Below are 26,713 nucleotides of genomic sequence, written 5' to 3'. Positions count from 1 at the left end.
CAGTACAGGGTTTTCGATGGATCCTGAGTTCGTCGCCGCGGTTGCGCGGGTCGCCGCGGGCGAGAAGATCAACATTTCGGGGTTCTGCCGTGACCGCGGCATCTCCCGGGGCGTGTTCCACAAGTATGTGACCCGGTTCAAAGCCGAGGGCGTGGATGGGTTCATCCGCCGCAGCACCGCTCCGCGTCACCATCCGACCGCGTTCGGGCCGGAAGTGGCCGAGGCGGTGCTGCGGGCCCGCAAAGAGCTCGAGGACGAGGGCTGGGACAACGGGCCGATCTCGATCCACTGGCGGCTGGAAGACGCCGGGTTCGAGCCGTTGCCGTCACGGTCGGCGATCTACCGGATCCTGCGTGATCGCGGCCAGATCACCCCGGAGCCGCGAAAGAGGCCCCGCACGAGGCGCCGGTTCGAATACGCCGACCCCAACGGGTGCTGGCAGATCGATGGCATGGAGTACTACCTGGCCGATGGGCAGAAGGTCTGCATCATCCAGATCCTCGACGACCATTCCCGCCTCGACGTCGGCACCTACGCCGCGGCCAGCGAGAACAGTGCTGACACCTGGGCGGCGTTGCAGCAGGCCTTCGCCGGCTACGGAGTACCGGTGAAAGTGCTCTCCGACAACGGCTTGGCTTTCTCCGGCAAGCACCGTGGCCTCATGGTCGAGCTGGAACGCCACCTCGCCGGAGAGGGTGTCACCACGATCGCCTCCTCGGTCTATCACCCGCAGACCTGCGGGAAGAACGAACGCGTCCACCAAACCCTGCAAAAGTGGCTCGCCGCACGACCCCCAGCCGAGAACCTCGTTGCCCTGCAACACCTTCTCGACCAATACCGGCACACCTACAACACCCAGCGACGGCACCAGAGCCTCGACGGCCAGACCCCGCAGCAACGCTACGACGCCAGCCCCAAAACCGCGCCATCCACCAACCGGCAAGCCCCCAGCGGCACCACCCAGCGGCCGATATCCGCCACCGGCGTCATCGCGTTCTCCGGCTGCTCCATCGTCCTCGGCCGACGCTGGGCAGGCCACACCGCGACCGTGTTCTGGCAAGGCGACCGCATCACCATCATGATCGGCGACACGGTCACCCACCAGCTCACACTCAACCGCTCAGTACGCTACCAACGTCTCACCAACCAGAAACCGTTCACGAAGTCCTGAAACACATCTGTTCACGAAGTCCTGAAACAGGACAGACGGTTAGAACCGTCCTTACCACTCACGAGCAGGCCAGGAAATCCAGCACCGTCCGCGAGAACTCGGCGGGTTTCTCCAGATTGATCATGTGCGCGACCCCGGGGACGACCAGTTTCCGGGCGTCGCGTGCTTCGCTTTCGATCCGGCAGGCGATGGCCAGGATGTCCGAGGAATCCAGATCTCCCACCAAGGTCAGAGTGCGCGAGGTCAGCTCGCCAAGACGTTCGACGGCCCGAAGTTCGTCCATCAGCGTGAAGCCGGAGAGTCCGTGCCGCACGACCGTCTGCGTGTACATCTCCTGGCACAGCCGCCGGACTCGCTGATCGACGTCCGCGGGTGCGCGCCGCGGCCCGTCCACCCACATGCGCAGGATGCATTCGATGGCGCCGGGGAGATCGCCCCTGGAGCCGGCCTCCTCGAGCTTCTTGTTCTGTTCCAAGACGAAAGGATCCTTCGTCACCATCGCGCTGAGCCCGGTGGCGACGAGTACGAGGTTCTCGACCAGATCCGGGTAGGTCAGCGCGAAGTCGACCGCGATCCGCCCGCCGCCGGACAACCCGACCAGCGACGCGCGGGGGAGGCCCAGCGCGGCCATCAGCTCGCGGAGATCCTCGTAGTGCTTGAACCGCTGCGTCGGCGTGGACGACTCGCCATGTCCGCGCACGTCGTACCGGACGGTGGTGTGGTGTGGTGCAAGCGCCGTCATCTCGGCGTCCCACATCCGGGAGTCGAGGATCCCGCCGTGCAGCAGGATCACCGGATCGCCGTCGCCCCGGACCTCGTACGCCAATTCGCCGTTTTCGACCTGAACTCTCCCCGTGGTCATACCCGCACGGTACCGAAGAACGACGAAGGCCCCTTTCCCCGAAGTGCGGGGAAAGGGGCCTTCGTTTGCCGTGCTTACGCCTTGGTCATCTTCCGCAGGACGTACTGCAGGATGCCGCCGTTGCGGTAGTAGTCCGCCTCACCCGGGGTGTCGATGCGGACGTCCGCGTCGAACTCCACCTTGGTGCCGTCGGTCTTCGTCGCGGTGACGTGGACCGTGCGCGGGGTCTCGCCGTCGTTCAGCTTCGTGATGCCCGAGATGTCGAACGTCTCGGTGCCGTCGAGGCCGAGCGACGAGGCCGACTCGCCCGCCGGGAACTGCAGCGGGATGACACCCATGCCGATCAGGTTCGACCGGTGGATGCGCTCGAACGACTCGGTGATCACCGCGCGCACGCCCAGCAGGCGCGTGCCCTTGGCCGCCCAGTCACGGGACGAACCGGAGCCGTACTCCTTGCCGCCCAGGACGACCAGCGGGATGTCCTGCGCCGCGTAGTTCTGCGCCGCGTCGTAGATGAACGCCTGCGGGGCGTCGTCCTGGGTGAAGTCGCGGGTGTAGCCGCCCTGCACGTCGTCCAGCAGCTGGTTGCGCAGCCGGATGTTCGCGAAGGTGCCGCGGATCATGACCTCGTGGTTACCGCGACGCGAGCCGTAGGAGTTGAAGTCCTTCTTCTCCACGCCGTGCTCGGTCAGGTACTGCGCGGCCGGGGTGCCCGGCTTGATCGCGCCGGCGGGGGAGATGTGGTCGGTGGTGACCGAGTCGCCCAGCTTCGCCAGCACGCGCGCGCCGGAGATGTCGGTGACCGGGGCGGGCTCCGCCTGCATGCCCTCGAAGTACGGGGGCTTCCGGACGTAGGTGGACTCCGCGTCCCAGTCGAAGGTCTTGCCTTCGGGGGTGGGCAGCGACTTCCACCGCTCGCCACCGTCGAAGACGTCGGCGTAGTCCTTGGTGAACATCTCCTGCGTGATCGCGTAGTCGATGGTCTCCTGGATCTCCTTGGCCGACGGCCAGATGTCCTTCAGGAAGACGTCGTTGCCTTCGGAGTCCTGGCCGAGCGGCTGGGTCTCGAAGTCGAAGTCCATCGTGCCGGCGAGCGCGTACGCGATGACCAGCGGCGGCGACGCGAGGTAGTTCATCTTCACGTCAGGGTTGATGCGGCCTTCGAAGTTCCGGTTGCCCGAGAGCACCGAAACCGCGGTGAGGTCGTTCTCCTGGATCGCCGCGGAGATCTCGTCCGAGAGCGGGCCGGAGTTGCCGATACACGTGGTGCAGCCGTAGCCGACCAGGTGGTAGCCCAGCTTCTCCAGGTACGGCCAGAGGCCGGCCTTGTCGTAGTAGTCGGTGACGACCTGCGAACCCGGCGCCATCGAGGTCTTGACCCACGGCTTGACCGCGAGGCCCTTGTCGACCGCGTTCCGGGCGAGCAGCGCCGCGCCGAGCATGACCGACGGGTTGGAGGTGTTGGTGCAGGAGGTGATCGAGGCGATCACCACGGCGCCGTGGTCGAGGATGAACTCGCCGCGGTCGGAGGTGCTGACCTTGACCGGGTTGGTCGGGCGGCCGCTGTGGCCGTTCGCCGCCGACTGGATGTCGACCGCGCCCTCGTCCTTGAACGACAGGGCGGCCGGGTCGCTGGCCGGGAAGGACTCCTCGACGGCCTCGTCCACGTTGGTGTGCGGGACCTCTTCGCCGCCGACGTAGTCGTGAATCGACTTGCGGAACGAGTTCTTCGCATCGGTGAGCTCGATGCGGTCCTGCGGGCGCTTCGGGCCGGCGATCGACGGGACGACCGTCGACAGGTCCAGCTCGATGTACTCGGAGTACTCCGGCTCGTGCGACGGGTCGTGCCAGAGACCCTGCTCCTTGGCGTAGGCCTCGACGAGCGCGACCTGCTCCTCGGAGCGGCCGGTGAGCTTGAGGTACCGGACGGTCTCCTCGTCGATCGGGAAGATCGCCGCGGTGGAGCCGAACTCCGGGCTCATGTTGCCGATGGTGGCGCGGTTGGCCAGCGGCACCGCGCCGACACTCTCGCCGTAGAACTCGACGAACTTGCTGACCACACCGTGCTTGCGCAGCATCTCGGTGATGGTGAGCACGACGTCGGTGGCGGTCACGCCGGTCGGGATCTCGCCGGTGAGCTTGAAGCCCACGACGCGCGGGATGAGCATGGAGACCGGCTGGCCCAGCATGGCGGCCTCGGCCTCGATACCGCCGACGCCCCAGCCCAGCACGCCGAGGCCGTTGACCATGGTGGTGTGCGAGTCGGTGCCGACACAGGAGTCGGGGTAGGCCTGGCCGTTGCGGGACATCACCGTGCGCGCGAGGTGCTCGATGTTGACCTGGTGGACGATGCCGGTGCCCGGCGGGACGACCTTGAACTCGTCGAAGGCGCCCTGGCCCCAGCGAAGGAACTGGTAGCGCTCGCGGTTGCGCTCGTACTCGATCTCGACGTTGCGCTCGAAGGCGTCGGCGCGGCCGAAGACGTCGATGATCACGGAGTGGTCGATGACCAGCTCTGCGGGGGCGAGCGGGTTGACCTTGTCCGGGTCGCCGCCGAGGTCGGTGACGGCCTCGCGCATCGTGGCGAGGTCGACGACGCAGGGCACGCCGGTGAAGTCCTGCATGATCACGCGGGCGGGCGTGAACTGGATCTCGATCGACGGGTCGGCCTTGGCGTCCCAGTTGCCGAGCGCGCGGATGTGGTCGGCGGTGATGTTCGCGCCGTCCTCGGTCCGCAGCAGGTTCTCGAGCAGGATCTTCAGGCTGTAGGGAAGGCGCTGGGAGCCCTCGACCTTGTTCAGGCGGAACACCTCGTAGGAGGCGTCGCCCACCTTCAGCGTGTCTTTGGCGCCGAAGCTGTCCTTGCTGGCGGGTGCGGTCACTTCTAACTCCAGTGGCGGGTCAGTTCGGTGAGTTCTCCAGGCCGTTCGGGTCGGCCGGGAGCGAGTCTTGCGCACCCCCACCGTAGGTCCGGACGCGGGATGGCACACCTCGTTCGTCTCTTCAAACAGTACGCCCGTCCTTTTTACCTGGCAAGCCGACACGCGCGTCAGGAACGTCTCATCCACCTGCGGCCGTTCGAGTGACGAAGCGTTCGTCTGTTCGTCCCCCGTTGAGGGGAAATGGTGCCTACGGTGTGTAAGTTCCTGGTGGTGCTTCTGGTAATGCTGTGACGGCAGTGGCACAGTGAGGTCGTTGTTCAAGATCGGGAGGTGGGTGGATCGTGCGTGGTGAAACCGGGTCTGGGGCCGGTGCCCGCCGTGGCACGACCATCGGCGCGCTGGGAATCGCCCTGTTGCTCGGGGTGACCGGTACCGCCATCGCGGTACCGCCGCCGCCGCCGAACCCCAGCGACTCCGAGATCAACTCCAGCAAGGCCGAGGCCAACGCCAAGGCGGGTGACGTCGGCAGGCTCACGAACCAGCTGGCCCAGGCCGAGTCGAAGCTCGCTCAGCTCAACGACGACGTCGAGCTGAAGATGGAAGAGGCCAACAAGGCGAGGGTCGACGCGGAGACCGCGCAGGACGAAGCCGCGCAGGCCGATCGTGACGCGAAGTCCGCGCGCACCGAATCCGACGCGGCGCAGGCCGCCATCGACAAGGCCCGTGCGGACCTCGACCGGTTCGCCGCCGCCAGCTTCCAGCAGGGCAGCACGATCGGCTCGGTTTCGGCGTACCTGACGGCCAACAGCCCGAAGGAGCTGCTGGGCCGCGCCCAGATGCTCGACGCGGTCGGCGGCAGCAGGCTCAACGCGCTCGACACGATGAAGCGCGCGCAGACGGACAAGTCCAACAAGGACGCGACCGCGCGCAAGAAGCTGGAGATCGCGCAGGAGCGCAAGCGCGCGGCAGAGGCGGCCAAGCACGAGGCCGACAACGCCCAGAGCGCCGCGCAGCACGCGCAGGACACCCAAGCCGCGCAGAACGACAAGCTCGAAGCCGACAAGGCAAGCGTCGAGAAGCAGCTCTTCGAAGCTCAGCAGAAGGTCAGCGGCCTGCAGGGGCAGCGGCAGCGCTACGAGGACTGGAAGGCGCAGAAGGCCCGCGAGGATGAAGAGCGTGCCCGTCAGGCCGCTCTCGCCGCGTCGAGGCCCAGCCCCAGCCAAGGTGGCGGTGGCCGTCCGACGGCCAGGCCCGTCCAGTCGGCCCCGGCCGGGGCGAGCGTCGAAGCCGTGGTCCGGCGGGCACTGTCCCAGCTCGGAGTGGTGTACGCCTGGGGCGGTGGCAACACGTCCGGCCCGACCCGCGGTATCCGCGACGGAGGCACGGCGGACCGTTACGGCGACTACAACAAGATCGGTTTCGACTGCTCGGGCCTGATGATCTACGCGTTCGCCGGGGTGAAGTCGCTCCCGCACTACAGCGGCTACCAGTACAACGCCGGGCGGAAGGTGCCGCTCTCGCAGATGCGCCGCGGCGACATGCTCTTCTGGGGCGGCAGCGCGCGGGGCATCCACCACGTCGCGATGTACCTCGGGAACGGGCAGATGGTCGAGGCGCCGCAGTCGGGCCTGCGTGTCCGCATCGCGCCGGTGCGCTACGGCGGCATCATGCCGTACGCGACCCGCTTGATCGGCTGAGCGTGCCCTTCGCGGGGATCGTGCTGGCGGGCGGCGCCGCGCGTCGCCTGTCCGGTGTGGACAAACCCGCGCTTCCCGTCGGCGGGAAACCGTTGCTGGCCAGGGCTTTGGCCGCGCTCGCGGACGCCGATCCGGTGATCGTCGTCGGCCCGGAACGGCCGGGATTCGGCGACGTCGTCTGGACCCGGGAGTCCTCGCCGGGAACGGGACCGGTGGCCGCGCTGGCCGCCGGGCTCGCGGTGGTGCGCACCGAGCTCGTCGTGGTGCTGGCCGGTGATCTCGCGGGCGTCCGGAAGTCCACTGTGGACCGGCTGCTGGCCGGGATCGGCACGGCTGCGGGTGCGGTGCTGGTCGACGCCTCGGGGGAGCGGCAGTGGCTGCTCGGCGCATGGCGCGCGGAGGCACTGCGCTCGGCTTTGCCGGAGACGGTGGAGAACGCGTCGCTGCGGCGGACGCTGGGTGGACTGGAGATCGTCGAGGTGCCCGAGGAGCCGGGCGAAAGCGACGACATCGACACGCCGGAAGATCTGGACCGGCTCTCCTAGAGCTTCACAGCCGTCATACCGCTGATCGGGTTGGCTACCGTCACGAACGGCTGTGTCACCGACCACTACGGTCACATCCGGACGCATGTACGCAAGCGGGGAACACAGGAGGCACAGTGACCGAGCCCGGCTACGCCGACGGCGCGCAGCAGCAGCCCGGAACGCCGGCGCGGGACGCCCAGTTGCTTGAGCGGACCGTGTTCGAGGTCAAGCGGATCATCGTCGGCCAGGACAGGCTGGTCGAGCGGATGCTGGTCGGTCTGCTGGCCAGGGGACACCTCCTGCTCGAAGGCGTTCCCGGTGTCGCGAAGACCCTCGCCGTCGAGACCTTCGCGCGCGTGGTCGGCGGTTCGTTCTCGCGGGTGCAGTTCACCCCGGACCTCGTCCCCGCCGACATCCTCGGCACCCGGATCTACCGACAGGGCGCCGAACGGTTCGACGTCGAACTCGGCCCGGTGGTGGCGAACTTCGTGCTCGCCGACGAGATCAACCGCGCGCCGGCGAAGGTGCAGTCGGCGATGCTCGAGGTGATGGCCGAGCGGCACGTGTCCATCGGCGGCCAGACCTTCCCGATGCCCGACCCGTTCCTCGTGCTCGCCACGCAGAACCCGATCGAGAACGAGGGTGTGTACCCGCTTCCCGAGGCACAGCGTGACCGCTTCCTTTTCAAGATCGTCGTGGAGTACCCGACGGCCGAGGAGGAGCGGGAGATCATCTACCGGATGGGCGTCACCCCGCCCACCCCGCAAGAGGTGCTGACCCCGGCCGAACTGGTCCGGCTGCAGAACGTCGCTTCGCAGGTCTTCGTGCACCACGCGCTGGTCGACTACGTCGTCCGGCTCGTGCTCACCACCCGTACTCCGAACGACCACGGCCTGGCCGACGTCGCGGGCTGGGTGTCCTACGGCGCCTCGCCGCGCGCCAGCCTCGGCATCATCGCCGCGGCCCGTGCGCTGGCACTGGTCCGCGGCCGGGACTACGTGCTGCCGCAGGACGTCGTCGACGTCGTTCCCGACGTGCTGCGTCACCGGCTCGTGCTGTCCTACGACGCGCTGGCCGACGGCGTGCCCATCGACCACATCATCACGCGGGTGCTGCAGACCGTGCCGTTGCCGCAGGTCTCGGCCCGTCCGCAGGGCGGCGCCGGACAGGGCGGCCCGGTCCCGGCCGGCGCACCGGTCAGGTAGGGAAGCGTGAAGAACGAGAAGGGCGAACGTCCTTCCTGGGCTCCGCCGGTACTCCGCGGGGAGCGGATGGAGGCGGGCCTGCGCACGCTCGAACTCGACGTGCGCCGCCGTCTCGACGGTCTGCTGCAGGGAAACCACCTCGGCCTGGTGCCGGGTCCCGGTTCGGAACCGGGGGAGGCCCGGCCGTACCAGCCCGGTGACGACGTCCGCCGCATGGACTGGGCCGTCACCGCGCGGACGACGAGCCCGCACATCCGGGAGACCGTCGCCGACCGCGAACTGGAGACGTGGCTGGTGGCGGACGTGTCCGCGAGCCTCGACTTCGGTACCGCGCTGTGCGAGAAGCGCGACCTGGTCGTCTGCGCGACGGCCGCGGTCGCCCATCTGACCGGCGGTGGCGGCAACCGGATCGGCGCGCTCGTCTCCAATGGGGCGGGCAGCATCACGCGGATCCCGGCGCGCGGCGGGCTCCCGCACGCGCGAGGGCTGGTCCGCAAGATCGCCGAGACTCCGCGCGCCGAGGAAGGTGTCCGCGGGGATCTCGCCGCGGCGCTGGAAAAACTGCGCCGCCCGCCCCGCCGTCGCGGGCTGGCCGTCGTGATCTCCGATTTCCTCGGTGACACCGAATGGCAGCGGCCGTTGCGCGCGCTCGGCGGGCACCACGATCTCATCGCCATCGAAGTCCTCGACCCGCGCGACATCGACCTGCCCGACGTGGGCACCGTCGTGCTGGCCGACCCGGAGACAGGGAAACAGCGCGAAGTGCACGCTTCGGCCTTGCTGCGCAAGGAATTCGGCGCCGCGGCGCACGCTCACCGGCAGGAGGTCGCGGCCGCGCTGCGCCGGGCCGGTGCCGCGCATCTGGTGCTGCGCACCGATTCGGACTGGATCGCGGACATGGTCCGGTTCGTGGTGGCCCGCAAGCGCCGCTGGTCCGGTGGTGTCGCGTGAGCCTCACCGGATTCGCCTCGCCATGGTGGTTCCTGCTGCTGCTGGCGGTCGCCGCGGTGGCCGTGGGCTACGTGCTTTCCCAGCGCGCGCGGCGCAAGCGCACCATGCGGTTCGCCAATCTGGAACTGCTGGAGAAGGTCGCGCCGAAGAGCCAGGGGTGGGTGCGGCACGTTCCCGCCCTCCTGATCGTGCTGTCGCTGCTGGTGCTCACCGTCGCGCTCGCCGGGCCGACGGCCGAGCAGAAGGTGCCCCGCAACCGGGCCACCGTGATGCTGGTGATCGACACGTCGCTGTCGATGGAAGCGACCGACGTGGCCCCGACCCGGCTGAAGGCGGCCCAGGAGTCGGCGCGTTCGTTCGCGCAGAACATGACGCCTGGCGTGAACCTCGGGCTGATCTCCTTCGCGGGGACGGCGACCGTGCTGGTCGCGCCGACCACCGACCGCGGCGGTGTGGTGAAGGCGATCGACAATCTCAAGCTGGCGCAGTCGACGGCCACCGGTGAAGGGATTTTCGCCGCGTTGCAGTCGATCGAGAGCTTCTCGGCGATCGTGGGCGGCGCGGAAGGCCCGCCTCCCGCCCGGATCGTCCTGATGAGTGACGGCAAGCAGACCGTTCCGGACGACCTGTACGCCCCGCGAGGCGGCTACACGGCGGCGCAGGCGGCGAAGCAGGCTCAAGTGCCGATCTCGTCGATCGCGTTCGGGACCACGCACGGTTCGGTCGACATCGACGGCAAACCGCAGGAAGTCAAGGTCGACGTCGAGTCGCTGGAGGAGATCGCGCGGCTTTCGGGTGGCGACTTCTACAAGGCCGCCAGCGCCGAAGAGCTGAAACGCGTGTACGACGACCTCGGTGAGCAGATCGGCTACGAGCTCAAGGACGCCGACGCGAGCCGGCCTTGGGTGATCCTGGGGACGCTGGTGCTGATGATCGGTGCCGCCGCCTCGCTGTTCTTGGGGCAGAGACTGCCTTAGCGGTCTGGCCCGAGAGTGGTCGGCGACCGCGCGTTGCGAAAGCCACTTTCGCGACGTCTGATGTCCCGAAAGTGGCTTTCGGGACATCAGCGGTGCGCCAGAGCCGGGAGCTACGGAGTCGCGAAGCCGTTCTGCCGCCAAGCCTCGTAGACGCTGATCGCCGCGGTGTTCGACAGGTTCAACGACCGGCTCGACGGCAGCATCGGCAGCCGCACCCGGTCGGTCACCTGGGCGGACTCCTGCACCTCCGCGGGCAGCCCGGCCGACTCCGGCCCGAACATCAGGACGTCCCCGGGCTCGTACGCGACGTCTGTGTGCAGCCGCGTCGCCGAAGCGCTGAACGCGAAGACCCGGGCGGGCAGCAAGGCCGCCCAGGCCGCGTCGAGATCCGCGTGCACATGGACGCGCGCGAGGTCGTGGTAGTCGAGCCCGGCTCGCCGCAGCTGCTTGTCCTCCAGCGTGAAACCGAGCGGCTCCACCAGGTGGAGTTCGCAGCCGGTGTTCGCGGTCAAGCGGATCGCGTTACCCGTGTTGGGCGGGATTTCGGGGCGGTAGAACAGGATGCGGAACACGAGGGTTGATCGTCTTTCGTTCACGGGCGCTTCGCCTGAGCGCGGCCGGGTGGCCATAAAGCCGGACGAGCATGAGGCCCGCCCGTGACCATCCCACCACAGGAGGGCTTCATGCCTTCGCTCCCTCACCCCCTGTCGCGGCGTCGCTTCCTCGGATATGGCTCCGCCGGCGCGGCCGCAGTCCTGCTGGGGACCGGTGCCTGGAACGCCGCCGGCGCGATGCCGCTCGCGAGCGGTGCCGGTAACCCGTTCACCCTCGGTGTCGCGTCGGGTGACCCGTTGCCCGGCGGTGTCGTGCTCTGGACCAGGCTCGCGCCGAAGCCCTACGAGGCCGACGGCTTCGGAGGTATGCCGCGTACGCCGGTCCGAGTCGAGTACGAGGTGTCGCTCGACGAGCGCTTCCGCGCCGTGATCCGCCGCGGCTCCGTGGTCGCCACGCCCGAACTCGGTCACTCCGTGCACCCGGAGGTCCACGGCCTCGCGCCGGACCACGAGTACTTCTACCGTTTCCGCACGGGTGGCGAGATCTCTCCGGTCGGCCGCACCCGGACGGCTCCGGTCGCGTGGTCGTCGCCGCGCGAGCTGAACTTCGCGTTCGCGTCCTGCCAGAACTGGGAGGCGGGGCACTTCACCGCGTACGACCACATGGCGGCGGAGGACCTCGACCTCGTCGTGCACCTCGGTGACTACCTCTACGAAAGCGGCGTCACGGGTGTCGGCCGCGGGACGCCGGTGGGGCCGCAGTTCAAGGGCGAGACCTTCGACCTGGCCCGCTACCGGCTCCAGTACGCGCTCTACAAATCCGAAGCGCCGCTGATGGCCGCGCACGCCGCCTTCCCGTGGATCCACGTCAACGACGACCACGAGGTGGAGAACAACTGGGCGGGCGACATCTCGCAGATCGACAAGGAACCGGACCAGGACCGCGCGGTGTTCCGGCAGCGGCGTGCCGAGGCGTTCCAGGCGATGTACGAGCACCTGCCGTACCGCATCGCACAGCTGCCGAAGGGGCCGGACGCGCGTCTCCACCGGCGGCTGAGCTACGGCACGCTGGCCGACTTCACCATGCTCGACACCCGCCAGTACCGCGACGACCAGCCGTGCGGGGACGGCCAGTCGGCGAACTGCACCGAACGGTTCGACGAGAACCGCACGCTGCTCGGCTCGGAGCAGCGGAACTGGCTGCTCGACGGCTTCTCGCGGTCCCGCGCGCGGTGGCAGATCCTCGGCAACCAGGCACCGATGGGCCAGACCGACACCGACGCGGGCGAGGCGACGAACGTCTACCTCGACCCGTGGGACGGCTACGTCGCCGACCGCGACCGCGTGCTCGCCGCCGCGCAGGACCGCGGGGTGCGGAACCTGGTGGTCATCACCGGCGACAGGCACCAGAACTACGCCTGGGACCTGAAGCGCGACTTCGCCGACCCGGATTCGCCCACCGTGGCGAGCGAGTTCGTCGGGACGTCGATCACCAGCGGCGGCAACGGCGCCGACATGACGCCCGGCGGTGAGAATCTGCTGAAGGCCAACCCGCACATGAAGTTCTTCAACAGCCAGCGCGGGTACGTCCGGGTCAACGTCAACCGGCAGCGCTGGCGGAGCGACTTCCGGGTGGTTCCGTTCGTCAACACACCCGGCGCGCCGATCAGCACGCGCGCCAGCTACGTCGTCGAAGACCGGCGGCCCGGCGTTCAGTCCGCCTGAGCGGGCAGGAGGGCGGCGTACACCTCGCGCACCGACGCGGGTGGCGCCGCCTTCTTGAGCGTCTTCGGGTCGACGAAGACGTACCGGGTCTTCACTTCGGTGCACAGGTCGCCGTCGCGGGTGATCTCGAAGTCGATGACCAGCGAGGTCGTGCCGAGGTGGTCCAGGTACACGGCCACGACCAGTTCGTCGTCGTAGCTGCAGGGCGCGCGGTAGCGGAGGTTGGATTCGGCGACGACGACGTCGACACCGCGGGCCAGCGCTTCCTGGTGTGAGCCGAAGAGGACTTTCTCCACTTCGAACATGGCCATGTCCACATAGGCGAGGTAGTGCGCGTTGAAGACGATGCCTTGCCCGTCGCATTCGTGGTAGCGCACGCGCAGCGGCATTTCGACGATCGGTTTCCGTGGCTCGGTCACGGTTCCAACCTACGTGACGGCATGAACGCCCGGGGCCGGGTTCTCTCGAGGGGCGAGGCAATCGCGACGTCGAGGTCGGGTGCGCATCGGTCCGTGAAGGCCTCCTCGCCTACCTTGAGGGTAGTGAAGGGGCCCTTCGCTACCTGCCGACCCGGTGACACTGGGGCTGGTGTGGCGACGGGCCCGCGGTTCGTGTCGCGAAAGCCACTTTCAGGACACCAGACGTCCCGGAAGTGGCTTTCGCGACACACCAGATTTGCCTTACCTGTGAGCCCTTCGTGACCGCCCGAAAGCGTCCCCTGTGGACTGTGGCTCAGTCGATGAAATCGATGTTCGGGTGGCGCGGCGACTCGCCGTCGAACAGGTGCCGGTCGCGGCCCTTCAGGTGCAGATCGAAGAACGCGCCGATGTAGTCCCGTTGCGCGGCCAGCGATCGGCGGGGATCGATCGTGCCGATGACCGCCTCACGTTTCTCCGGCGCCACCCGCGAGCCGAGCTGCGGCACCACGATCTGCAGATCGCTGTACGCCATGTGCGTGCTTCCACCGCGCAGCAGCAGGTCTCGCTTCCAGCCCCGCTGGTTGGCCCAGAAGTCCGCCCAGCTGCGGTCGAACTCGGGCTGCCGGTGCGTGTGCTCCAGCGGCTTCCCGTTCGGGTCGACGCCCTCGGCGCCCATCAGCAGGAACGGCCGGTCGAGTCCGCGTTTCGTGACTTCACCGGGGATGTAGGCACTGCCCGGCGGGTAGCCGAACGCGGTCGCCATCGCGCCGTCGAGGTTGATCCCCGCGTCGACACGGCGGTCGTGGACCATCGTCTCGCCCGCGGTGAATCCGCCGTAGGAGTGACCGTAGGCGCCGACCTTGGACAGGTCGAGCGACCTGCCGAGCCCGCGGGGGAGCGGCCGGTTCTCCGCGTCCGGGTTCTGGCCGCGGGTGATCTTCGCCAGCTGGTCGAGTACGAACCGGCTGTCGGCGACCCGGGCGTCGAGTGCCTTCTTCATGAAGTCCGGACCTTCGCCCGATACGGCCGTTTCGAGCCGTCCGCCGGGGAATTCGACCGCGGCGCTCTCGTAGGTGTGCGAGAGCGAGACGACGACGTAGCCGCGGCTGGCCAGATCGTCGACGATCGCCGAGTACGTCTCTCGCGGCCCGCCGAAACCGGGGGAGAAGAGCGCGACCGGCTTGGCCGGGCCGTGCGCCGCGGGAACGCCGAACTCGGCACGCCGCTTCGCCGACGCCCAGTCGATGGAGCCGACCGGGAGACCGAGGTAGTCCTCACCGGACAGTGCCTGGTCGATGACGGCGCTCATCACCGGCGTGAGCCACGGCGCGCGCGGTCCGTCGGCGAACCGGTCCGCCGGATAGGTGACGGTGACCATGAGTTCCCGGCGCCGGTCCGGTTTCCACGGATCGGCGCGGGACTGGTCGACGAGGTGGAGGTCCGTCGTGCCGACTTCGTACTGGCCGGTGAGCGCGGGTGCGGTGAGTTCGGCCTGGTCGGCAGCGACGGCGGGGGCCGCCGTCGCCAGTCCGCCCGCGAGCGCGAGGCCCGCGACCAGCGCCGAACCCCGCACCGCTCTGGTGCGTCTCGATGACGCTGTCCCCACTGGCCCATGTCGCGACGACCGCATGGATTCGCCCACTGCTGGAGTCCTTCCGGATCGGGGCGGCCCGATGGCCGCCTGGTTCCGACCCTGGCAGCGCCACGGTGCGACGCGCATCCCTCTCAAGATGGAGCCCGGATCACCCGTGCAGGGCACGGTAGGCCGAGGCGGCTCCGGGGTGCAGCGGGACCTTGCCGGTGCCGATCAGCGTCCGGACGTCGAGGAACTGCGTTCCCACCGCGGCCGCCGGGACGAGATCGGCGGCGTGCCCGGCCAGTACCCGCGCCACCGCGGCCGCGACGTCGTCGGGCAGCGAAGGAGCCGCCAGCAGCAGGTTCGCGACGCCGATCGTCCGCAGCTCGCCGACCCCCTGATAGGCCTGCGCCGGTACGTGGACCTGGTCGTACACCGGGCCGTAGCCCGCGCGGAGGGCCGGGAGATGGGTGTCCAGCGGAAGGAGGGTGATCGGAGTCGTCCGATTGAGCTCGGTGAGCGCGGGGGTCGGGATCCCGCCGGACCAGAGCAGCGCGTCGACCTCGTGCGCCGCCAGCGCGTTGATCGCCGCACCCAAGAGCAGGTTCTTCGCCTTCACCGGGACTTCGGCGCGGGCGAACAGGCGGGTGCTGAACACCGCGACGCCGGATCCGCTCGCGCCCATCGCCACCGGCCGCCCGGCCAGATCGGCGACCGAGCGCACTCCGCCGTCCGCCCGGACCACGAGCTGGTGGTAGTTCTCGTAGACGCGGCCGATGGCCGAGAACGCGATCGGGACGGAGAACGGATCCGCGCCGGCGAACGCGGACTCGGCGACGTCACCGAGGACGAGCCCGAGATCGGCCCGGCCGTCCCGCAACCGCCGAAGGTTCTCGACGCTGGCCTCGGTGGCGACGGCCGTCGCGCGGAGCCGCGGTTCCGCCAGGCGCAGCTGGTGGGCCAGGAGTTCCGCGAAGGCGAGATAGAATCCGCCGCTCTCACCCGCCGCGATGACGACTTCGCGGTCCGGGCCCCGGTAGCCCGCCGTCGAACAACCCGCGAGCGTCGCCAGCCCGGCGAGAAGAGCGGTGCGCCTGGTGACGGTCACGGCTTTTCCCCTGTCGCGAGAGGGAGTTCGACGCGGACTTCGAGCCCCTGTGGTTTCGCTTCGCGCAGTTCGAGGGTCCCGCCCCGGGCGAGCACGTGCTGACTCGCGATCGCGAGCCCGAGGCCCGTCCCGCGCGGCGCGCCGTCACCACCGGCGCGCCAGAACCGCTCGGTCGCGCGTTCACGGTCCTCTGTGGACAGTCCAGGGCCGTTGTCGGAGACGAAGAAGGTCGCCGTCGTGTCTCCGGTTTCGTAGCCGGTGGTGATCGTCGCGCCGCGTCCCGCGTAGTGCACAGCGTTGTCCAGCAGGACATCCAGGACTTGAGCCAGCTCGCTTTCCGCGCACCGCACCGGCACCGGTTCGTCGTGGCCTTCCGCCGCCGCGAGGCGCACTCCCGCGTCTTCGGCCGAAGGACGCCACGCGTCGACCCGTTCGGCCAGTACGGCCGGGAGGTCGCAGGGTTCGTCGCCGGACTCGCCCGCGGCGAGCCGGGTGGCGGCGCTTTCGGCGAGCGCCAGCGCGAGCAGGCCGTCGAGCAGGGACTCCAGCCGTTCGACCTCCGCGACGGTCGCGCGGTAGGCCCGCTGGCCGTCCCCGTCGACCTGCGAGGCCAGTGAGTCCACGCGCAACCGCAAGGCGGCCATGGGATTGCGCAGCTGGTGTGACGCGTCCGCGACGAGCCGGCGCTGCTGTTCGGACGCCTCGACGACGGCGTCGGACATCCGGTTGAACGATGTCGCGAGGGAACGCAGCTCGCGGGGCCCGGCCCGGTCGGGGACCTGGGCGCGATGCCCCTCCGTCACCGCCTGCACGCCGGTCTCCAGTTCGTGCAGCGGCCGCACCATCCAGCGGGCCAGCAGGACCGCGAGCAGCACGAACACCGCCGCGACCAGCACCGCGCCCGCGACGATCGCGGCCCAGCGGGCGGCGACGTCGGCCGCCGCCGTGGTCACCGAAGCGCGAAGCACGACCACGCCCGCCACCCGGGTCCCGGTGCCCACCGGACGGGCGAAATGGACCGGATCGGACGACCACGGGCTCAGCTGTTCCGGCCCCTTCGCGGGCTGATTGCGCAGTGCCGCCTCGACGAGCGAGCGGACCACGGGTTCCGCGACGGTCATCCCGCCGGTCTCCACCAGCGGCACCCCGCGTGCGTCGACCACCACGACGGCTTCGCCGTATAACGACGAATACCGTTCGGCATCGACTGCCAACGCGGTCGGGTCGGCGGCGTCGACGGCTTGCTGTGCCAGGACGACGAACCGGTCGACGTCGGCGTTGCGGGCGATCACCAGCTGCTGGGTCCGCTGCGCGGCGGTCGACCCGAACAGCGGGATCGCGAACGCGGCGACCACGGTCAGCGCGAGCGCGACGAGGACGACCAGCAGCCGGGTGCGCACCGGGTCAGTCCCGGCCCAGCCGGTAGCCGAAACCGCGGATCGTGGTCAGCAGTCCCGGCCTGTCGAGCTTCGCGCGCAGCTGGGTGAGATGCACGTCGAGCGAACGGGAGACGGCCAGGTACGCGTCGCCCCAGACCTCGTCCATCAGCTGCTGACGGCTCACCGCCGTGCCCGGCCGGGCGGCGAGCACGGCCAGTACGGCGAACTCCTTGGCGGTGAGCCCGATGTCGTTCCCGTCGACCAGCACGCGTCGCGCGCCGAGGTCGATCTCGACGTCCTCGATACGGACTACGCCGTCTTGCGGTACGGCGGAGACGGCCGCGCGGCGCACGACCGCGTCCATCCTCGCCAGCAGTTCGGCCAGCCGGACGGGTTTGGTCAGGTAGTCGTCGGCGCCCAGCCGCAACCCGCGCACCACGGACCGTTCGTCCCCGCTCGCGGTGAGCACGAGCACCGGCACCGGCGAGACCTGCCGGACCTTCCTGAGCACGTCGAGCCCGTGCATGTCGGGCAGGTTGAGATCCAGCAGGATCACGTCGGCCGCACGATGCCGGTGCAGCGCGTCGCTGCCGCGGATCGCGTGGGAGACGGTGTGGCCGCGCGTTTGCAGCGCTTCGGCGATCGCGTCGGCGACACCGGTGTCGTCCTCGACGAGCAGCACCCGCACGGCCACACCTTCCCGCCTAGCCTTCGCGGCCGGACACGAGCTCGGGCTCGGGCTGCTTCTTCTTGTCCAGCTCCGAGGTCTTCGAGGTTTCCCGCATTGTGCCGTACACGACGAGCGACACCAGGACACAGCCCGCGACGTAGTAGAAGAACACCGATTCGTGGCCCGCCCCCTTGAGCGCCTGCGCGATGAGCTCGGCCGTGCCGCCGAAGATCGCCACGGTGAGCGCGTAGGGGAGGCCGACGCCGATCGCGCGGATCTTCGTCGGGAACAGCTCGGCCTTCACGATCGCGTTGATCGAGGTGTACCCGGTGACGATCACCAGGCCGGCCAGCATCAGCAGGAAGGCCAGTACCGGCTCCTTCGTCCCGCCCATCAGCGTCATGATCGGGACGGTCAGCAGGGTGCCCGCGATCCCGAAGAACATCAGCAGCGGGCGACGGCCGATCCGGTCGGACAGCTTGCCCGCGAACGGCTGCAGGATCGCGGCGACGAGGATCGCGCAGAACAGGATCAGCGTCACCGTCCGGCGCGGGATACCCGCGGTGTTCTCCATGAACTTCTGGCTGTAGGTGGCGAAGGTGTAGAACGACACCGTGCCGCCGAGGGTGAGCCCGACGACGAGCGCGATCTCCTTGGGGTACTTGATCAGCGCCCGCAGCGTGCCCTTGTCGCCCGCGTCCTTGCCGGTGCCGGAGGCCTTGGTCTCCTCGAAGCTGGCCGACTCGTCCATCCCGCGGCGCAGGACCATCACCACGACGGCGGCGAGCGCGCCGACGACGAAGGCGATCCGCCAGCCCCACGAGGTCAGCTGCTGCTCGGTCAGGATGGCCTGCAGCAGCAGCTGGAGGCCGAGCGCCAGCAACTGGCCGCCGTACAGTGTCACGTACTGGAAGCTGGAGTAGAAACCGCGCTTGCCCGGAGTGGCCACTTCGGACAGATAGGTCGCGGAGGTCGAATACTCGCCGCCGACCGAGAGCCCCTGGATGAGCCGGGCCACCAGCAGCAGGATCGGCGCGGCGATCCCGATCGTGGCGTAGGTCGGCGTCAGCGCGATCATCAGCGACCCCGCCGCCATCAACGTGACGGAAAGCACGAGTGCGCTTCGTCGCCCGAACCGGTCGGCGAACCGGCCCAGCATCCAGCCGCCGAGCGGTCGCATGAGGAAGCCGACGGCGAACACCGCCGCGGTGCCGAGGAACGCCGCCGTCGTGTCCTTGGTGGGGAAGAAGGACTTGGCGAAGTACGTGGTGAAAGCGGCGTAGGCGTACCAGTCGTACCACTCGACCAGGTTGCCGATCGAGCCGCGCAGCACGTTGCCGACGACTCGACGTTCGCTCACGGGCGGCGTGGATTCGCCGATCCGGGTTGTCATCTTTGACCTCCTGTGTTCCGGCTCACGGTGAACAATCCGTGACGGCCGGGCAAGGTTTCGGCGCGGTTCCTAACATCCGCTTAGGACGGTCGCGGTTACCCGGAGGTAGGGGTGGCGCGGCTCGGGCACGAACCCGGCGAGCCGATAACCTCATGCCGTCAGCGCGACACGACGAGGCGAGGAGAGCTCTGTGGGACGGTCGGTACTGGTCACCGGCGGCAACCGCGGTATCGGTTTGGCAATCGCGAAGGACCTCGCGGCGCAGGGGCACAAGGTCGCGATCACGCACCGCGGTTCCGGCGCGCCCGAAGGCCTCTTCGGGGTGCAGGCCGACGTCACCGACGCCGAACAGATCGACGCCGCCTTCAAGCTCGTCGAGGAGCACCAGGGCCCGGTCGAGGTCCTCGTCGCGAACGCCGGCATGACCGACGACACCCTCCTCATGCGCATGAGCGAGGAGCAGTTCACCCGCGTGGTCGACGCCAACCTCACCGGCGCGTACCGGGTCGCCAAACGCGCTTCCCGCGGCATGCTGCGCGGCAAGTGGGGGCGCTACATCTTCATCTCGTCCGTCGTCGGGCTCACCGGGTCCGCCGGTCAGGTCAACTACGCGGCGAGCAAGGCCGGTCTCGTCGGTCTCGCCCGTTCGCTCGCGCGTGAGCTGGGCTCGCGCAACATCACGTCGAACGTCATCGCGCCGGGCTTCGTCGCCACGGACATGACCGACGAGCTCGGCGAGGACCGCAAGAAGGAGATCCTCGCCCAGGTTCCCTCCGGCCGGTACGCCGAGCCGTCGGAGATCGCCGCCGCCGTCCGTTACCTCGCCTCCGAAGAGGCCGGTTACGTCAACGGCGCGGTGCTGCCGGTCGACGGCGGCCTCGGCATGGGCCACTGACGTCCCCGTTTTCCCGTACCGATCGCAAACCACTCCGGACTGGAGGTCCCGTGCCAGGACTGCTCGAAGGCAAGCGCCTGCTGATCACCGGCGTCATCACCGACGCCTCGCTCGCGTTCCACGCGGCCAAGATCGCGCAGCAGGAGGGCGCGAAGGTCGTGCTCACCGGCTTCGGCAGGCTGTCGCTCGTCGAGCGCATCGCCAAGCGGCTCCCCGAGGAGGCGCCGGTGCTGGAGCTGGACGTCACCAACCAGGAGCACCTCGACTCGCTCGCCGACCGCGTGCGTGAGCACGTCGACGGGCTCGACGGCGTGCTGCACTCGATCGGGTTCGCCCCGCAGTCCTGCCTCGGCGCGCCGTTCCTGGACGCGCCGAGCGAGGACGTGAAGGTGGCCGTCGACGTCTCGGCGTACTCCTTCAAGGCGCTTGCCGTGGCGACGCTGCCGCTGCTCTCGCGCGGTTCGTCGATCGTCGGCATGGACTTCGACGCCCGCGTCGCGTGGCCCGTCTACAACTGGATGGGCGTCGCTAAGGCCGCGCTGGAATCGGTGAACCGGTACCTGGCGCGCGACCTCGGCCCGAAGGGCATCCGGGTCAACTTGGTCAGCGCCGGTCCGATGAAGACCATGGCGGCGAAGTCGATCCCCGGTTTCTCCGAGCTGGAAGAGGGCTGGGGCGACCGCGCGCCGCTCGGCTGGGACAGCTCCGATCCGGACCCGACGGCGAAGTCCGTCTGCGCCGTGCTGTCGGACTGGCTGCCCGCCACGACCGGCTCGATGATCATGGTCGACGGCGGAGTGCACGCCCTCGGCATCTAGGTCTCTCGACGCGCGTGAAGGCCCCCTTCCCTCGGCTCAGCCGAGGGAAGGGGGCCTTCACGCGTATCAGGGCAGGACGGCGTTGGCGACGTGCCACGAGTCCTCGAGCATCAGGTACTTGGTGATCAGGCCGTCGTCGTCCACTTCGAACTCGATCGTGAAGGCCGTCTGGATCACCTTGCCGGTGCTGCGGATCGTGGAGCGGAGCCGGCCGATCGCGACCGCGTGCGGCCCGTCGACGAGAACGCGTTCGACGTCGAACCGGTCCTTGACGAGGCCCTTGTCGAGCAGGTCGTAGAACTCGCGGATCTCCGCCCGGTTCCGGCGCGGGCCGATCCACGGGACCAGTTCGGTCGCTCCGGGGATGTCCCACGCGACGCTGTCGGCGAACAGTTCCGTGGCTCCGTCGGTGTCCCCTGTGGACATTCGGCGGAAGAACTCGTCAAGCGTGGATCGGGTTCGTTCGTACATGATTCTCCTTACTGGGTAACGGGTTCGCGGAGGAGGCGGGTGTCGTCGGTGCGCTGGACACCGGCGGCGAAGGTGAGTGCGACGACGGTGGCGACCCCGAGCCCGGCGCTCACCCACGCGACGCTGGGGTAGCCGAGACCGGCGTCGATCGACTCGCCGCCGAGCCACGGGCCGAGGGTGTTGCCGACGTTGAACGCGGCGGTCGTGCTCGCGCCGACGAGCGTGGGCGCGTTGCCCGCCACGGCGAAGGCCCGGACGTTCAAAGCGGGATTGACCCCGAATCCGGCGACGCCGAACAGGAACACGGCGAGGATCGCGACCGGGGTCGCCGGGCCGGAGAGCGCGAGCAGGACCAAGGCGAGCAGGGCGACGGCGAGGCCGCCGTAGAGAGTCGTGAAAGGCCTCGCGTCGGCGAGCCTGCCGCCCGCGGTGATGCCGATCAGCGCGCCGAGCCCGAACAGCGACAGGACTCCCGGCACCCAGCTTTCCGGCAACCCGGCGACTTCGGTCAGCAAGGGCGCTAGGTAGCTGAAGGTCGCGAAGATCATCGCCTGCGCGAGCGCGATCACGCCGAGTGCCAGCCAGAACCGGCCGCCTCGGTAGAGCCGCAGTTCGGTCGCGACGTCGGTCTTGTCCGCGCCGTTCTGCGTCTCCGGGACCAGGGCGAAGACCCCGATCAGCGCGACGACGGTCAGTGCCGTGACCGCCCAGAAGGCCGCCCGCCAGCCCGCGTGCTGGCCGAGGAAGGTCCCGGCGGGGACCCCGGCGATGTTCGCGACGGTGAGGCCGCCGACCAGGATGGCGAGTGCGCGGCCGCGGCGTTCGACCGGGACGAGCGCGACCGCGGTGGCCGCCGCGACCGCCCAGAACCCGGCGCAGGCGACCGCGCTGACGACGCGCGTCGCGAAGAGCAGGGCGTACCCCGAGCCCAGTGCGCCGACGACGTGCGAGAGCCCGAAGACGACGAGCAGGGCCATCAGGGTGGCGCGCCTCGGCACCCTCAGCGTCGCGATCGCGAGCAGGGGAGCGCCGACGACCATGCCGATCGCGAAGGCCGAGATGAGCAGCCCGGCCTCCGGGATGCCGACGTTCAGATCGGCCGCCATCCCCGGCAGCAGGCCGGTGATCATGAACTCGGACGTGCCGAGCGCGAACACGCTCAGTCCGAGTACGCAGACTGCCAAAGGCACGGGAAGTTCCTCCAGTTTTGTATTGATCAGTCCAAAATGTGGGCAGCGTCGCGCACGAGGTTCGTTCCAGGTGCTACTTCGCGGCGATCGCGTCCAGCGCGATGGCGGCGACGGATTCCATGGCCGCCCGGCCGGCCCCTCTGCGGGACATCAGCCGGAGGCCGGCGACGGTGCTGTGCGCGAACTCGGCGAGCGCGCCGGGGTCGAGATCGCCGTCGATCGTCCCGTCGAGCTGTCCTTCCTTGGCGCAGGCCGAAAGAAGGGCGAGATGACGCCGGGTGTCGGCCTCGATCCGCGCCTTGACCTCGGGGTCGCGATCGCCGAACTCGGCCACCGTGTTGACCACGAGGCAGCCCCGGCCGTGATGCTCGACTTCCTCGTCGATCGTGTACGCGAACAGGGCGCGGAACCGCTCGGCGCCGGTCCCGGATTCCTCCAGCAAGGCGGTCCTGGCCGTGATTCCGCGTTCGGCGTAGTGGTCGAGCGCGCGCATGAACAGCGCGTGCTTGCTGGTGAAGGTGTTGTAGATGCTGCTGCGGCCCAAGCCGGTGGCTTCGCAGAGGGCCTGTGTCGACGTGCCCTCGTAGCCGCGTGCCCAGAACGCGTCCATGGCGCGCCTGACCGCGGCGCGCTCGTCGAATTCCCTCGGCCTGGCCATGGACATGACCGTACCAGATTTTGGATCGTTCGGTTCAAAACGGGCCGGGTCAGCGTGCGGGGCGCCACAGCGGCAAGATGGGCAGGGTGGGTTACGACGCGCTGCTTTGGCTTTCATTCGGTGGTCCCGAGGGGCCCGACGAGGTGATGCCGTTCCTGGAGAACGTCACGCGGGGCCGGGGGGTCCCCAGGGAACGACTGCTCGAGGTCTCGGAGCACTACCAGCACTTCGGCGGGGTCTCGCCGATCAACCGGCTCAACCGGGACGCGATCTCCGCGGTGGAGAAGCAGCTCGCGGCCGCCGGGATCGACCTGCCCGTCCACTTCGGCAACCGTAACTGGCGGCCGATGGTCGAGGACACCCTCGCCGAGATCACCGAGGCGGGCGCCCGGCGCGTCCTGGTCTTCCCGACGAGCGCCTACGGCGGCTATTCCGCCTGTCGCCAGTACGACGAGGACATCGAGCGCGCCCGCGCGGCGGTCGGCGAGGGTGCGCCGGAACTGGTGAAGCTGCGGCAGTTCTTCGACCACCCGCTGTTCATCGCCGCCTTCGCCGACGCCGTCCGTGCCGCGCACGCGAAGCTGGGGAATCGGCCCGGAACCCGCACGGTGTTCTGCGCCCACTCCGTGCCCGAGTCCGCCGACACCGCGTCCGGCCCGCCGTCGGAAGGCGGACGGCGCTACTCGCGCCAGATCGCCGAGGCCGCGCGCCTCGTCGCGGCCGAAGCGGGGATCGAGACCTACGACGTCGTCTGGCAGTCGCGCTCCGGCCCGCCGCAGGTGCCGTGGCTGGAGCCGGACATCGTCGACCACATCGACGCGCTGCACGCGGAAGGCGTCACCTCGGTGGTCGTCTGCCCGGTCGGCTTCGTCTCCGATCACCTCGAGGTGATCTGGGATCTCGACAACGAGGCCGCGGAGCGGGCCGCCGAGCACGGCATGGGCTTCGCGCGGGCCGCGACGCCGGGCACCGACCCGCGCTTCGCCGAACTCGTCGTGGAGCTGATCCGGGAGCACATCGAAGGACTGCCGGCGCGGAAGCTGTCGCCGTTTCCGTCGGCTGGGTGCACGGTCAACGGGGCGCCTTGCGCGATCGGATGCTGCGAGCCCGCGAAGAGGCCCGCGCGCCCGTAACCGAGACACGCTCCACCACGCCACCGCTGCCCTTCCTCCGGCAGTACGTGAAGGCCCCCTTCACTCGGCTGAGTCGAGGGAAGGGGGCCTTCAGGCGCCACCGCTGTGACTGCTGGGACAGGTGGTGTTGCCGGGGCTTAGGATGGCGATCGTGTAGTCCGTGAAGGCCTCCTTCCTACTTGAGGGTAGACACGGAGGCCTTCACGGACCTTCGACCAACGGGCACGTCCAGTAGGTATCTAAGACCCCTTGGTTCTAACCGTCCCTACCACTCACGAGGCCGAACGTCATCGTGCGGCGATCCTCGACAGGTGGAGATCGACGAGGGCGATGGCCTCGTCGCCGGACTTGTAGCCGAGCAGTACCGCGTCGCCGAGGCCTGCCACCAGGGCGAGCAGGAGGTCGGCCTCGGTGGCCGGGTCGGTGGTGAGCAGGAGGTCGCCGGCGTCCTGGCCGGCGATGAGCAGAGCCGCCACCGCGTCGCGGAGCTGACCGTGCCCGGTCCGGAAGTGTCCGGCGATCTCCGGATCCTTGAGCGCTCGCACCACGAAGGCGTTCGCGACGAGCGCGTGGTCCCGGCCCGCCTCGTCCAGAGGCAGCAGGGCGACGAGCAGATCCCGGACGCGCGGCTCCGACGGAGAGGCGATGCGCTCTTCGATGCCGCCTCGCAGGGTGGTCGTCGCGTACCGCAGCATCTCGTCCCTCGACGCGAAGTAGTGCTGGACGGACCCCTTCGAGATGCCTGCTTCGGCCGCGACCTCGTTCAGGCTGACCCCTTCGAGGCCTCGGTCGGCCGCGATACGCCGAACGGCCGCGGCGATCTGCCGCCGCCGGTCCTCGTGATCGACTCGTTTGGGCACCCATACTCCTTTTTGCAGTCCGATCGGATTGCAAACCTCTCACCAGCTGTTTACAATCCGATCGTACCGTAAAAAGGAGGGGTGAGAATGAAGGTGGGCGGATTCGCCTCGCCGGAGGCGCGCGCCGAGTACGAGGCCGTCTACGAACGAGGTATGGCGGCTTTGCCCGCACCGACCGGGATCCACGACGTCCGGACGGCGTTCGGGGTGGCGCGCGTGTACCGGTTCGGGCAGCCGGGTGCGACGCCGATCGTGCTGCTGCCCGGCCGCGCGGGGACCGCGGTGATGTGGGAACCCAACCTGACCGCGCTGCTCGGGCACGGCGAGGTGTTCGCGGTGGACCTCATCGGGGAAGCGGGCCGCAGCGAACAGACCGCCCCGATCCGCGACGGCGCGGACCAGGCCGCGTGGCTGAGCACGCTGCTCGCGGAGCTCGACCTGCCGTCCGTGCACCTGGTCGGGTACTCGTTCGGCGGCTGGCTCGCGACCAACCTCGCGGTGCGGGCACCGGAACGGCTGAAATCGCTCACCGTGATCGACCCCGTGCTGACGTTCGGCGGGCTGACCGCGGGACTGGTCGTCCGCGCGACGCTCGCCGCGATCCCCGGGATCAACCGATGGGCCCGGCCGTCGTTCCTCGGCTGGATCTCCGGCGGCGCCGAAGTCGACGCCACGGATCCGGTCGCGCGGGTGATCGACGAGGGGATGCGGACCTACCGCATCGCCCTGCCGTCACCCAGGTTGTTCACCGACGAGCAGCTGCGCTCCCTGCGGATGCCTGTGCTGGCCCTCATCGCCGGGCGCAGCGTGATCCACCACCCGGAACGCGCGGCGGCCCGCGCCCGAGAGTTCCTGTCGCGAGGTCAGGTCGAACTGTGGCCGTCGGCGACCCACGCGATCGCCGGCGAATCCGCTGCCGAGGTCAACGCGCGCGTCCTGAAATTCCTGTCCGAGTGCGAGCCGCGCTCGTGACCGCGCGCGCCAAGAACCCGACGCTGTCCTTGCTGCTCTGGGACGTCGCGCTCCCGCTGGCCGCCTACTACGGGCTCCGGCTCGCCGGACAGAGTGAGCAGGTGTCGCTGCTGGCCGGCGCGGGGGTGGCGGCGGCCCGGATCGCGTGGGTCGCCGTCCGGGACCGGGCCTTTGACGGCTTTGCCGCGTTGCTGGCCGGTGTGCTCGGGGTCGGGCTGGTGCTTTCGCTGGTCACCGGGGACGCGAAATTCCTGTTGCTTAAGGAATCCTTCGCCACCGCGACCGCCGCAATCGTCTTGCTGCTCAGCTGCTTCAGCCGTACGCCCATGGTGCTCGTCGCCGTTCGGGCCGGCTCCAACGCGGCCAAACGCGCGGAGATCGACCGGCTGAGCGACGAGGTCCCCGGTTTCCGGCGGGCGTTCACCCGGATGTCGGCGGTCTGGGGCGTGGCGCTGCTGCTGGAGGCCGCCATCCGGGTGCCGCTGGTCTACACCCTGTCGGCCGACGTGATGAACGCGCTCAGCGTGGTGCTGCTCCTCGCCGTAATCGGCGGACTTTCGCTGTGGTCCGTCCGCTATGCCGAGAAAGTCCTGAAAAAGCACACGGTGGCCACGTAACGA

General features: G+C 69.3%; 25 protein-coding genes. 12 read left to right on the top strand and 13 right to left on the bottom strand.

Annotated features, from left to right (window positions below):
- The first annotated feature begins 16 nt into the window (after positions 1 to 16).
- Positions 17 to 1,171, top strand: coding sequence for an IS481 family transposase (locus CVV72_RS09695; RefSeq protein ID WP_219145817.1), 1,155 nt, complete (start codon positions 17 to 19; stop codon positions 1,169 to 1,171).
- 58 nt (positions 1,172 to 1,229) lie between these two features.
- Here the strand turns inward: CVV72_RS09695 and CVV72_RS09690 are convergent, their stop codons facing one another.
- Together CVV72_RS09690 and acnA are read right to left on the bottom strand one after the other, a co-directional pair.
- Positions 1,230 to 2,033: an alpha/beta fold hydrolase gene (locus CVV72_RS09690; RefSeq protein WP_219152121.1), complete on the bottom strand. Its 804-nt coding sequence runs from the start codon at positions 2,031 to 2,033 to the stop codon at positions 1,230 to 1,232.
- A 74-nt stretch (positions 2,034 to 2,107) separates the two neighbouring features.
- Entirely contained in the window at positions 2,108 to 4,915 is a 2,808-nt protein-coding gene (gene acnA / locus CVV72_RS09685) for an aconitate hydratase AcnA (protein WP_219152120.1), read from the bottom strand.
- Positions 4,916 to 5,256: 341 nt separating this feature from the next.
- Between acnA and CVV72_RS09680 the strand changes: the two genes are divergently transcribed.
- From CVV72_RS09680 to CVV72_RS09660, 5 genes are all read left to right on the top strand, one after another.
- Entirely contained in the window at positions 5,257 to 6,612 is a 1,356-nt protein-coding gene (locus CVV72_RS09680) for an NlpC/P60 family protein (RefSeq protein WP_219152119.1), read from the top strand.
- Between the two features lie 2 nt (positions 6,613 to 6,614).
- Complete coding sequence (locus CVV72_RS09675; protein ID WP_219152118.1) at positions 6,615 to 7,157, top strand: molybdenum cofactor guanylyltransferase; 543 nt, start codon at positions 6,615 to 6,617, stop codon at positions 7,155 to 7,157.
- A gap of 116 nt (positions 7,158 to 7,273) precedes the next feature.
- Positions 7,274 to 8,344: a MoxR family ATPase gene (locus CVV72_RS09670; RefSeq protein WP_034306533.1), complete on the top strand. Its 1,071-nt coding sequence runs from the start codon at positions 7,274 to 7,276 to the stop codon at positions 8,342 to 8,344.
- 66 nt (positions 8,345 to 8,410) lie between these two features.
- Positions 8,411 to 9,295 (top strand): DUF58 domain-containing protein, encoded by an 885-nt coding sequence (locus CVV72_RS09665; RefSeq protein ID WP_225950060.1) that lies wholly within the window; start codon positions 8,411 to 8,413, stop codon positions 9,293 to 9,295.
- Positions 9,292 to 10,272 (top strand): VWA domain-containing protein, encoded by a 981-nt coding sequence (locus CVV72_RS09660; RefSeq protein ID WP_219152117.1) that lies wholly within the window; start codon positions 9,292 to 9,294, stop codon positions 10,270 to 10,272. The genes CVV72_RS09665 and CVV72_RS09660 overlap by 4 nt, the downstream gene beginning before the upstream one ends.
- Before the next feature lie 110 nt (positions 10,273 to 10,382).
- Here the strand turns inward: CVV72_RS09660 and CVV72_RS09655 are convergent, their stop codons facing one another.
- Positions 10,383 to 10,844 carry a tRNA (cytidine(34)-2'-O)-methyltransferase gene (locus CVV72_RS09655; RefSeq protein WP_219152116.1) on the bottom strand — a complete coding sequence of 154 codons (462 nt, stop codon included), beginning with the start codon at positions 10,842 to 10,844 and terminating at the stop codon, positions 10,383 to 10,385.
- Between the two features lie 111 nt (positions 10,845 to 10,955).
- Between CVV72_RS09655 and CVV72_RS09650 the strand changes: the two genes are divergently transcribed.
- Positions 10,956 to 12,551, top strand: a complete 1,596-nt coding sequence (locus CVV72_RS09650) for an alkaline phosphatase (protein WP_219152115.1) — start codon at positions 10,956 to 10,958, stop codon at positions 12,549 to 12,551.
- Here CVV72_RS09650 and CVV72_RS09645 read toward each other — a convergent pair.
- From CVV72_RS09645 to CVV72_RS09620, 6 genes are all read right to left on the bottom strand, one after another.
- Positions 12,539 to 12,970, bottom strand: coding sequence for a thioesterase family protein (locus CVV72_RS09645; RefSeq protein WP_219152114.1), 432 nt, complete (start codon positions 12,968 to 12,970; stop codon positions 12,539 to 12,541). The genes CVV72_RS09650 and CVV72_RS09645 overlap by 13 nt on opposite strands.
- A 313-nt stretch (positions 12,971 to 13,283) precedes the next feature.
- Positions 13,284 to 14,600 carry a lipase gene (locus CVV72_RS09640; RefSeq protein WP_219153893.1) on the bottom strand — a complete coding sequence of 439 codons (1,317 nt, stop codon included), beginning with the start codon at positions 14,598 to 14,600 and terminating at the stop codon, positions 13,284 to 13,286.
- 112 nt (positions 14,601 to 14,712) lie between these two features.
- Positions 14,713 to 15,654: a TAXI family TRAP transporter solute-binding subunit gene (locus tag CVV72_RS09635; protein WP_219152113.1), complete on the bottom strand. Its 942-nt coding sequence runs from the start codon at positions 15,652 to 15,654 to the stop codon at positions 14,713 to 14,715.
- On the bottom strand, positions 15,651 to 17,054 hold the full coding sequence (locus CVV72_RS09630) for a HAMP domain-containing sensor histidine kinase (RefSeq protein ID WP_219152112.1): 1,404 nt from the start codon (positions 17,052 to 17,054) through the stop codon (positions 15,651 to 15,653). The genes CVV72_RS09635 and CVV72_RS09630 overlap by 4 nt, the downstream gene beginning before the upstream one ends.
- 4 nt (positions 17,055 to 17,058) lie before the next feature.
- On the bottom strand, positions 17,059 to 17,721 hold the full coding sequence (locus tag CVV72_RS09625; protein WP_255632617.1) for a response regulator transcription factor: 663 nt from the start codon (positions 17,719 to 17,721) through the stop codon (positions 17,059 to 17,061).
- 16 nt (positions 17,722 to 17,737) lie between these two features.
- On the bottom strand, positions 17,738 to 19,096 hold the full coding sequence (locus tag CVV72_RS09620) for an MFS transporter (RefSeq protein ID WP_219152110.1): 1,359 nt from the start codon (positions 19,094 to 19,096) through the stop codon (positions 17,738 to 17,740).
- Positions 19,097 to 19,286: 190 nt separating this feature from the next.
- Here CVV72_RS09620 and fabG point away from each other — a divergent pair, with 190 nt between their 5' ends.
- Together fabG and fabI are read left to right on the top strand one after the other, a co-directional pair.
- Complete coding sequence (fabG, locus tag CVV72_RS09615) at positions 19,287 to 19,991, top strand: beta-ketoacyl-ACP reductase (RefSeq protein WP_016334125.1); 705 nt, start codon at positions 19,287 to 19,289, stop codon at positions 19,989 to 19,991.
- Between the two features lie 50 nt (positions 19,992 to 20,041).
- Positions 20,042 to 20,809 carry an enoyl-ACP reductase FabI gene (gene fabI / locus CVV72_RS09610; protein ID WP_034306560.1) on the top strand — a complete coding sequence of 256 codons (768 nt, stop codon included), beginning with the start codon at positions 20,042 to 20,044 and terminating at the stop codon, positions 20,807 to 20,809.
- A gap of 66 nt (positions 20,810 to 20,875) precedes the next feature.
- Here fabI and CVV72_RS09605 read toward each other — a convergent pair whose 3' ends face one another.
- The 3 genes from CVV72_RS09605 to CVV72_RS09595 all read right to left on the bottom strand — a co-directional run bounded on the left by CVV72_RS09605 (position 20,876) and on the right by CVV72_RS09595 (position 23,128).
- Positions 20,876 to 21,280 (bottom strand): nuclear transport factor 2 family protein, encoded by a 405-nt coding sequence (locus CVV72_RS09605; RefSeq protein ID WP_219152109.1) that lies wholly within the window; start codon positions 21,278 to 21,280, stop codon positions 20,876 to 20,878.
- Positions 21,281 to 21,288: 8 nt separating this feature from the next.
- Positions 21,289 to 22,470, bottom strand: a complete 1,182-nt coding sequence (locus tag CVV72_RS09600) for a Cmx/CmrA family chloramphenicol efflux MFS transporter (RefSeq protein ID WP_219152108.1) — start codon at positions 22,468 to 22,470, stop codon at positions 21,289 to 21,291.
- A gap of 73 nt (positions 22,471 to 22,543) precedes the next feature.
- Positions 22,544 to 23,128, bottom strand: a complete 585-nt coding sequence (locus CVV72_RS09595) for a TetR/AcrR family transcriptional regulator (RefSeq protein WP_219152107.1) — start codon at positions 23,126 to 23,128, stop codon at positions 22,544 to 22,546.
- Between the two features lie 86 nt (positions 23,129 to 23,214).
- Here CVV72_RS09595 and CVV72_RS09590 point away from each other — a divergent pair, with 86 nt between their 5' ends.
- The gene (locus CVV72_RS09590) at positions 23,215 to 24,261 is read left to right on the top strand and encodes a ferrochelatase (protein ID WP_219153892.1); all 1,047 of its coding nucleotides are present in this window, start codon (positions 23,215 to 23,217) and stop codon (positions 24,259 to 24,261) included.
- A gap of 287 nt (positions 24,262 to 24,548) precedes the next feature.
- Here the strand turns inward: CVV72_RS09590 and CVV72_RS09585 are convergent, their stop codons facing one another.
- Entirely contained in the window at positions 24,549 to 25,121 is a 573-nt protein-coding gene (locus CVV72_RS09585; RefSeq protein ID WP_219152106.1) for a TetR/AcrR family transcriptional regulator, read from the bottom strand.
- Between the two features lie 87 nt (positions 25,122 to 25,208).
- Between CVV72_RS09585 and CVV72_RS09580 the strand changes: the two genes are divergently transcribed.
- Together CVV72_RS09580 and CVV72_RS09575 are read left to right on the top strand one after the other, a co-directional pair.
- Entirely contained in the window at positions 25,209 to 26,093 is an 885-nt protein-coding gene (locus tag CVV72_RS09580; protein WP_219152105.1) for an alpha/beta fold hydrolase, read from the top strand.
- Positions 26,075 to 26,710 (top strand): VC0807 family protein, encoded by a 636-nt coding sequence (locus CVV72_RS09575; RefSeq protein ID WP_255632616.1) that lies wholly within the window; start codon positions 26,075 to 26,077, stop codon positions 26,708 to 26,710. Before CVV72_RS09580 ends, CVV72_RS09575 begins: the two co-directional genes overlap by 19 nt.
- Positions 26,711 to 26,713 lie beyond the last annotated feature (3 nt).

It is taken from the genome of Amycolatopsis sp. TNS106 (genome assembly GCF_019330265.1).
Taxonomy (GTDB): domain Bacteria; phylum Actinomycetota; class Actinomycetes; order Mycobacteriales; family Pseudonocardiaceae; genus Amycolatopsis; species Amycolatopsis lurida.
Note: the sequence above shows the minus strand (reverse complement) of the source record. Positions and strands in the feature narration are given on the sequence as shown.

Bases quoted from the DNA above. Each gene is read 5' to 3' on its own strand.
- CVV72_RS09695 (WP_219145817.1), top strand. From the start codon at position 17: ATGGATCCTGAGTTCGTCGCCGCGGTTGCGCGGGTCGCCGCGGGCGAG.
- CVV72_RS09690 (WP_219152121.1), bottom strand. From the start codon at position 2,033: ATGACCACGGGGAGAGTTCAGGTCGAAAACGGCGAATTGGCGTACGAG.
- CVV72_RS09665 (WP_225950060.1), top strand. From the start codon at position 8,411: ATGGAGGCGGGCCTGCGCACGCTCGAACTCGACGTGCGCCGCCGTCTC.
- CVV72_RS09650 (WP_219152115.1), top strand. From the start codon at position 10,956: ATGCCTTCGCTCCCTCACCCCCTGTCGCGGCGTCGCTTCCTCGGATAT.
- CVV72_RS09640 (WP_219153893.1), bottom strand. From the start codon at position 14,600: ATGCGGTCGTCGCGACATGGGCCAGTGGGGACAGCGTCATCGAGACGC.
- CVV72_RS09620 (WP_219152110.1), bottom strand. From the start codon at position 19,096: ATGACAACCCGGATCGGCGAATCCACGCCGCCCGTGAGCGAACGTCGA.
- CVV72_RS09605 (WP_219152109.1), bottom strand. From the start codon at position 21,280: ATGTACGAACGAACCCGATCCACGCTTGACGAGTTCTTCCGCCGAATG.
- CVV72_RS09595 (WP_219152107.1), bottom strand. From the start codon at position 23,128: ATGGCCAGGCCGAGGGAATTCGACGAGCGCGCCGCGGTCAGGCGCGCC.
- CVV72_RS09580 (WP_219152105.1), top strand. From the start codon at position 25,209: ATGAAGGTGGGCGGATTCGCCTCGCCGGAGGCGCGCGCCGAGTACGAG.